Below are 6561 nucleotides of genomic sequence, written 5' to 3'. Positions count from 1 at the left end.
AACTATATTTCAATAATTTCAAAGAACTTTTTCAGATTTTAATGGGACAGTAGTGAGTTATTTCAATAAGTTAACTTATAATAATACGATCAGTCAAAGGATATCTTCCACTACGGGATATAAATCGAGATTGATGAATATTGACGAAGAATACGTTCGTCGTGGAGTGGAGATTTCTATTGACGCTACTCCGGTGCAAGTTCGTGATTTCTCATGGGATGTGTCGTTGAATCTTTCAACGAGTAAGAGATATTACGCTAAATTAGATAAGAATTTCAGCCCGGATAATTTGTGGACATACGTGGGTGCTCGTACGGATTCTTATTCATATAAAGGTTATGACAAAGATCCGGATGGTAATTATATTATTAATACCAATGGCTTGATGTCTAGGAGCCAATATAGCTCTTTGATAGGTTATACGGATCCTGATTTAGAGTATGGTCTGGCGAATGTATTCAAGTATAAGAACTTTACGCTGACACTCAATTTTGATGGCCGTATTGGTGGAAAATCATGGTCGAATACGGAATTCCACATGTTGGAAACCGGCGCTCATCCGGATACGGACAATCAATGGAGATATGATGAGGTGGTGAATGGCAAGAAAAATTATGTGGGTGAAGGTGTCAAGATTGTATCAGGCGAGGTCAAATATGATCAATATGGCAGGATTACATCAGATACGCGGGTATTCGCTCCGAATGATATCGAGACTTCTTATGAGGATTTTGTAAGAAGCAGCCATAATAATCCAGATAAATTAGTTCAGAAAAAAACGTTCTTGAAATTGAGGGAAATGTCAATCGGATATAATTTGCCGAAGAAGTTTATTAGTAAGTTAAGTATGAATAGCTGTTATGTAGGCTTTATCGGACAGAACTTATTTGTGTTGACCAAAGATTTTAGATTCTCTGATCCGGATGGCTTTGAGGATATTGAGGGCGAGGATATATCTTCTCCATCTATAAGGTATGTAGGTGTAAACTTGAAAGTTGAATTTTAAAAGCTAAACGTATGAAAATTAAAAATATATTGATATGCGGACTGGTTTTGTTGGGTATGATAGGATGTGACGATTTCGAAAGTGTAAATACGAACCCAAACTCAACCAATACGGTAACATCTGCGATGTTGGCTACAGAATTGTTACGTGATATTACCACTTACGCAAATGGAGATGGAAAAGGTTTTATCCGAGATGAATTGTTAGCTAAATATTTGTCGTGGACAGAGGCTAATGATATAGATATAGCTTTCAACTTATTGGGAGGAGCGAATTATGATGCTTTGAGAGATTTGCGGAATGCCTCGAAGATGGTTGATTTTGCGACGACTGATGAGTTGAAAAACTCTTATATGGCATTGTCTCATTTCGTACGAGTTTTCTTTTTCTTCAATTTGACAATGCAAGTGGGAGACATACCTTATTCTGAAGCTTTAAGAGCTGAGGATGAAGAGGTGTATTTCCCGAAATATGACTCTCAAAAAGATGTTTTTCTCGGGTTATTGAATGAATTGGATGAGGCGGACCGTCTCTTTAGTGCTGGTACTAATTTTGAGGGTGATTATATTTATGGAGGGGATGTGACGAAATGGCGTAAGGCTGTGAATGTTATGCAATTGAAGTTGCTTCTTAATCTGTATAAAAAGGTCGATGATCCGGATTTAAAGGTTCGGGAAAGAATCAATGAGATTATCAATAACAGACCTGTTTTTGAGTCGATTGCGGATAATTTCCAAGTTGTGTACTCTAATAAGGCTGGACAGAAATATCCTTATTTTAAGGAAATTAATAGTTTTGTGAATAATGACAGGATGACTAATCTTTTTGTTGATAAATTGAAAGCCTTGAAAGATTATCGTTTATTTTATTATGCGAAACCGACACCGAGCTCAGAAGAAGCCAAGTTGGATCCCTCGGAATGGGATGCTTATGGTGGAGTAGACCCGACCTTACCTCAGTCTGAGATCTTGACTTTTGTGAGTGGGGGAACTGTTTCTCAAATAAACGATCGCTACGAGGAACTGCCGGAGGGCGAGCCTGTATTTTTCTTGAGTTATCAAGAACAAAATTTTATATTGGCTGAGATGGCTCTGAGAGGTTTTATCTCAAAAAGTCCCAAAGAGTATTATGAGGAAGGCGTTCGTTCTTCAATGCGGTTTGTGGCGGATAATACCCCCGATGATGTTATGTTCCATCATAATCGAAAAATAACAGATGCCTATATTCAAGAATATCTCGGAAACCAAGGCGTTAAGTTCGCTAGTGATTTTCAAGAACAGTTGAGTCAGATTATTTGGCAAAAGTACATATTGACGTTCCTTCAAACACCTTACAATGCTTTCTTTGAATATCGTAGGACAGGTGTACCAAATATTCCGATCAATCCGAAATCGAATAGGAATATGCCTTCTGATAAAATGCCGTTAAGATGGATGTATCCATCAGAAGAGTTGGATTACAATATGGATAATGTCTCAAAATCAATTAGCGACCAGTATGGAGGGTCGGATGACTATATGGGTGTCATGTGGATTTTGAAATGAGAATGTCATACATATAATTTTCCGGGTCATTTCAAAGGAAAAAAGTGCTCTTTTTTTGTTATTTCTATAAAGATATTTACCTTTGTCTCTATGTTAAGGATAATAACACATATTGAACGCTTGTTGCTGACGCACGATTGTGTGATCTTGCCGAAGTTTGGTGGTTTCGTGCTGCAAACTTTGCCTGCGACGTATCAGGAAGAGAAACATTTGTTCCGGCCGATGCGTAAAGAGGTTATGTTCAATGTCACGCTACAGCATACAGACGGCTTGCTCTCCGAGTCATATATGCAGACGTATGGCGTTGATTACCGGAAAGCTCAGTTGATGCTGGAAGAGGATATTGAGGCTTTGAATGTTTCTTTGGAACAAGACAAGCGGATAACATTGGGGCGAATCGGGACTTTCTCTATAGGAGAGGAAGGGCAGACCATTTTTACGCCGGGCGATTCTGGGGTATTCAATGCGAATTCGTATGGTTTATCATCGTTTCATTTTCCGGTTTTGCGATCGTTGGAGGAAGAGCGGGAAGAGGTTGCTTTACTTGCGGGTAAGAAAAAGAAAGATGTGTTCTATATCCCGGTTAGTCGTAAGTTGATCCGGGTTGTCGTGGCGTCAGTTGCTGCTGTCGCATTATTCTTTGTGGTTTCAACTCCGGTGAAAGAAGTAAACCTGTCCGCTTATACAGCTAGTTTTGTTCCTACGGAGATGATAAATTATAGGTTCGAGGAACCGATTTCTCAGCCGGAGGAAATTCAAATATCTCAAGTGGACGAGATGGTGGCGGAGGTAACTCCCAAAATAGAAGCGACTAAGGAGACTGAGATTGCCAAAACGCCTTCTGTCCCTGAGGTAAGGAAAGAAGTCGCTGTCCCCGCTCCGAAAGCGGAACTCGTGGCAACGAAAAAGATGTATCATATCGTAATAGCGAGTTTCCCGACAGAGGAGCAGGCGAATGAGTATATATCCGGTGTAGACCGCACGCAATGTAAGAATGTAAGCAAGGTGGTTCGTGATGGTAAATATCGTATTTATGCGGATAAGTTTAATAACCGGGCAGATGCCGAGAGCTACATGGCGACACTTCGAAAAATAGAAAAGTATAAAGATGCTTGGCTGTTCATTAGCCGTTAATGAAAAAGCCTGATCGAAAGATCAGGCTTTTTTTATGACTTGTCGTCGTTTTGTGGCCGGGGCAGTCTCTTCTTTTTCAACCGTCCTGCCTTTCGTAAGGCTTGGTCCAGAATGTACTGGATTTGGCCATTTGTGCTGCGAAATTCGTCCGCAGCCCAAGCTTCGATAGCTTCCATCATATCAGCGTCCACCCGAAGGATGAAGCTTTTGACAGTATTATCTTTTTTGGCCATATACTAGTATTAATATTAAATCCTTATATTAATGATATAGGGTCCAGGTATTTACGACAGGTTGCTAACCATCACGGCTCCGATCATAACCGGATTACCAACCTTATCGTTAACCTTGATGGGAGGGACATCTAAGTTACGGGCACGTAACGTGATTTTCTTTTTGCTGTAAAGTGGATTGACCCAGAAAAATCCGTTATCAGTAATTGTCCCTTTATATTTTCCGAAAAAGAGCATTACTCGGGCATTGTTGGGCTCGACTTCCATGAATCCCAATAAACAAACCACTAACAGGCAGAGTCCGACGATGCCGGTGATTACGCTCCAAGTCTCGTTGGTGCCTGCGATTAAATAGCAGCAGGGACTTGATAGAGCCAATAGGAGAAAAAGAACAATAAACCCCGAGATTCTCAGTCCGTTGAATGTCTTTTCGGTTGCTTTCATGATGATTTATATATGATATAAATTTGATATCACAAAATAAGTGATTTTTATGGAGACTTCCAAATATTTTGAGGGATATAATTAGAGTGATCTGTAAATATTTTCATAGCTTTGTCTCATCTAAAAATTACATACTTGGACTTTCAGTTAGACACAAACAATAAGGAGTTTCAGGATGCCTTGCAACTGATCTCCCACACTCGCCAATCTGTTTTCCTGACAGGGAAAGCAGGGACTGGCAAGTCTACTTTTTTGAAGTATATTTGCAATCATACGAAGAAAAAGTATGTGGTGCTGGCTCCTACCGGAATAGCGGCCATAAATGCGGGCGGTGTTACCTTGCATTCCTTTTTCAAGCTTCCTTTCCGGCCGCTGTTGCCGGATGATCCGGATTTAAGTTTGTCTCATGGTCGTATCTTTGAGTTTTTCAAGTATCCGAAGGATAAACGGAAAATTATCGCAGAGGTCGACTTGATCATCATTGATGAGATATCGATGGTGAGGGCGGATATTATTGATTGTGTAGATCGTATTTTGAGGGTCTATTCCGGTAATATGCGATTGCCTTTTGGAGGAAAACAGCTATTGTTCGTGGGAGATGTTTTCCAGTTGGAACCGGTTGTTCCGTCGGACCAAAAAGAGATTTTAAGCTTGTTCTACGCCAGCCCTTTCTTTTTCTCGGCTCGTGTGTTTAAGGATATCAATCTGGTGCCGATCGAGTTGCAAAAGGTGTATCGCCAGACCGACACTGTTTTTATCAATGTATTGGATCGGATTCGTAATAATGCCGCTAGGAAACAGGAGTTGGATACGTTGAACGCACGTTGCTTCCCGTCTTTCGAGCCTCAGAATGAGGATATGTATATCACGTTGGCCACTCGCCGGGATCAGGTTGATTTTATCAATGAGAAGAAGTTGGCCGAGCTTCCCGGAGAAGAGTACGTCTCCGTGGGAAAGATCGAGGGGGATTTTCCTGAATCCTCACTACCTACCCAGCTGAATTTATCCATCAAGGAACAGGCGCAGGTTATTTTTATCGATAATGATTATGAGCGTCGTTGGGTAAACGGGACGATCGGTATGGTATCGGGTATCGATGAGAATGGAAATGTTTATGTCTTGCTGGAGAGCGGTGTAGAGCATTTGGTTGAACCTACCTCATGGCGGAATTATAAATACAAATATAACGAGAAAGAGAAACGGATCGAGGAAGAGATTGTCGGTACGTTCGAACAATTGCCGATTCGTTTAGCTTGGGCGATCACGGTGCATAAGAGTCAAGGCTTGACTTTTAGCCGGGTGGTAGTTGATTTGACCGGGGGGGTATTTGCTGGGGGACAAACCTATGTGGCGTTGAGCCGTTGTACTTCATTGGAAGGCTTGGTACTAAAAAGCAAGATCTCTTCCCGGGATATCTTTATCCGGAAAGAGATCGTAGAATTCAGCCAAATATTCAACAACCAAGCGTTAATAGAGAAAAGCCTCAAGGAAAGTGAGGCGGAACTGCAATATGGCCGGGCGGCTCAGGGTTTTCGGCAGGGTAATATGAAAGAGGCGGTCGAGGCTTTTGCCGCCGCCGTTTCTAAACGGAATGAATTGGATAATCCGATGGTGCAACGGCTGCTTCGTTTGAAGTTGCAAACGTTGAACAGCCAAAAGGCGCAGATTAAGGCTTTGAGGGAGGAGTTGCATTCGCTTCGTGAGACCCAGAAAGAGTATGCGCATGAATATTACTTGATGGGCAACGAGTGCATAACGAAGGCACATGACGCGAATGCCGCTATCCGATGTTTTGATAAAGCCTTGAATTTGAGTCCGAATTATGTGGAAGCTTGGGTACGCAAAGGGGTTACTTTATTGGATATAGGCGAGGATTATGATGCCCAGGTTTGTTTAAACAAGGCGGTAAAATTAAGTCCGAAATCTTTTAAGGCCCGCTATAATCGTGGAAAATGCTTATTGAAGCTCAAATATTACGATGAAGCGATTCTGGATTTCCAGCAGGCGGTAAGTATTAAACCTAAACATGCGGCTTCCCACGAATATCTGGCGGAGGGTTTCCGGGCGATCGGAGAGGACGAATTAGCCCAGCGGCATCAAGATATAGCGGATGCGTTGCGAGGAGGAGAGGATATATGATGAAATAGAAAAGGCGGGAAAAATATATAGTTTTCGGTATATCTTCTAAGAGAAAAATCTT

At 41.5% G+C, this 6561-nt stretch carries 6 protein-coding genes; 4 read left to right on the top strand and 2 right to left on the bottom strand.

What is annotated here, in order from left to right; genetic code table 11:
* The first annotated feature begins 133 nt into the window (after window positions 1–133).
* The 3 genes from E5342_RS07975 (at window position 134) to E5342_RS07965 (ending at window position 3684) form a co-directional block, all read left to right on the top strand.
* A complete protein-coding gene (locus E5342_RS07975; RefSeq protein ID WP_246867075.1) occupies window positions 134–1006 on the top strand; it encodes a hypothetical protein in 873 nt (290 codons plus the stop codon).
* Window positions 1007–1017: 11 nt separating this feature from the next.
* On the top strand, window positions 1018–2550 hold the full coding sequence (locus tag E5342_RS07970; protein ID WP_121736488.1) for a SusD/RagB family nutrient-binding outer membrane lipoprotein: 1533 nt from the start codon (window positions 1018–1020) through the stop codon (window positions 2548–2550).
* 90 nt (window positions 2551–2640) lie between these two features.
* Window positions 2641–3684: an SPOR domain-containing protein gene (locus E5342_RS07965; protein WP_121736489.1), complete on the top strand. Its 1044-nt coding sequence runs from the start codon at window positions 2641–2643 to the stop codon at window positions 3682–3684.
* A 32-nt stretch (window positions 3685–3716) separates the two neighbouring features.
* Here the strand turns inward: E5342_RS07965 and E5342_RS07960 are convergent, their stop codons facing one another.
* Both E5342_RS07960 and E5342_RS07955 read right to left on the bottom strand, forming a co-directional pair.
* Entirely contained in the window at window positions 3717–3917 is a 201-nt protein-coding gene (locus E5342_RS07960; protein WP_005854106.1) for an Arc family DNA-binding protein, read from the bottom strand.
* 51 nt (window positions 3918–3968) lie between these two features.
* The gene (locus E5342_RS07955; RefSeq protein ID WP_236651480.1) at window positions 3969–4361 is read right to left on the bottom strand and encodes an SPFH domain-containing protein; all 393 of its coding nucleotides are present in this window, start codon (window positions 4359–4361) and stop codon (window positions 3969–3971) included.
* 135 nt (window positions 4362–4496) lie between these two features.
* Here E5342_RS07955 and E5342_RS07950 point away from each other — a divergent pair, with 135 nt between their 5' ends.
* Entirely contained in the window at window positions 4497–6500 is a 2004-nt protein-coding gene (locus tag E5342_RS07950; RefSeq protein ID WP_135959154.1) for a tetratricopeptide repeat protein, read from the top strand.
* Window positions 6501–6561: the final 61 nt, after the last annotated feature.

The sequence above is a fragment of the Parabacteroides distasonis genome (assembly GCF_004793765.1).
In the GTDB taxonomy this organism is placed as follows: Bacteria; Bacteroidota; Bacteroidia; order Bacteroidales; family Tannerellaceae; genus Parabacteroides; species Parabacteroides distasonis_A.
Note: the sequence above shows the minus strand (reverse complement) of the source record. Positions and strands in the feature narration are given on the sequence as shown.

What these genes read in the sequence shown, in the direction of transcription:
- E5342_RS07975 (WP_246867075.1), top strand. Translation starts at nt 134, where the DNA reads ATGAATATTGACGAAGAATACGTTCGTCGTGGAGTGGAGATTTCTATT.
- E5342_RS07970 (WP_121736488.1), top strand. Translation starts at nt 1,018, where the DNA reads ATGAAAATTAAAAATATATTGATATGCGGACTGGTTTTGTTGGGTATG.
- E5342_RS07965 (WP_121736489.1), top strand. Translation starts at nt 2,641, where the DNA reads ATGTTAAGGATAATAACACATATTGAACGCTTGTTGCTGACGCACGAT.
- E5342_RS07960 (WP_005854106.1), bottom strand. Translation starts at nt 3,917, where the DNA reads ATGGCCAAAAAAGATAATACTGTCAAAAGCTTCATCCTTCGGGTGGAC.
- E5342_RS07955 (WP_236651480.1), bottom strand. Translation starts at nt 4,361, where the DNA reads ATGAAAGCAACCGAAAAGACATTCAACGGACTGAGAATCTCGGGGTTT.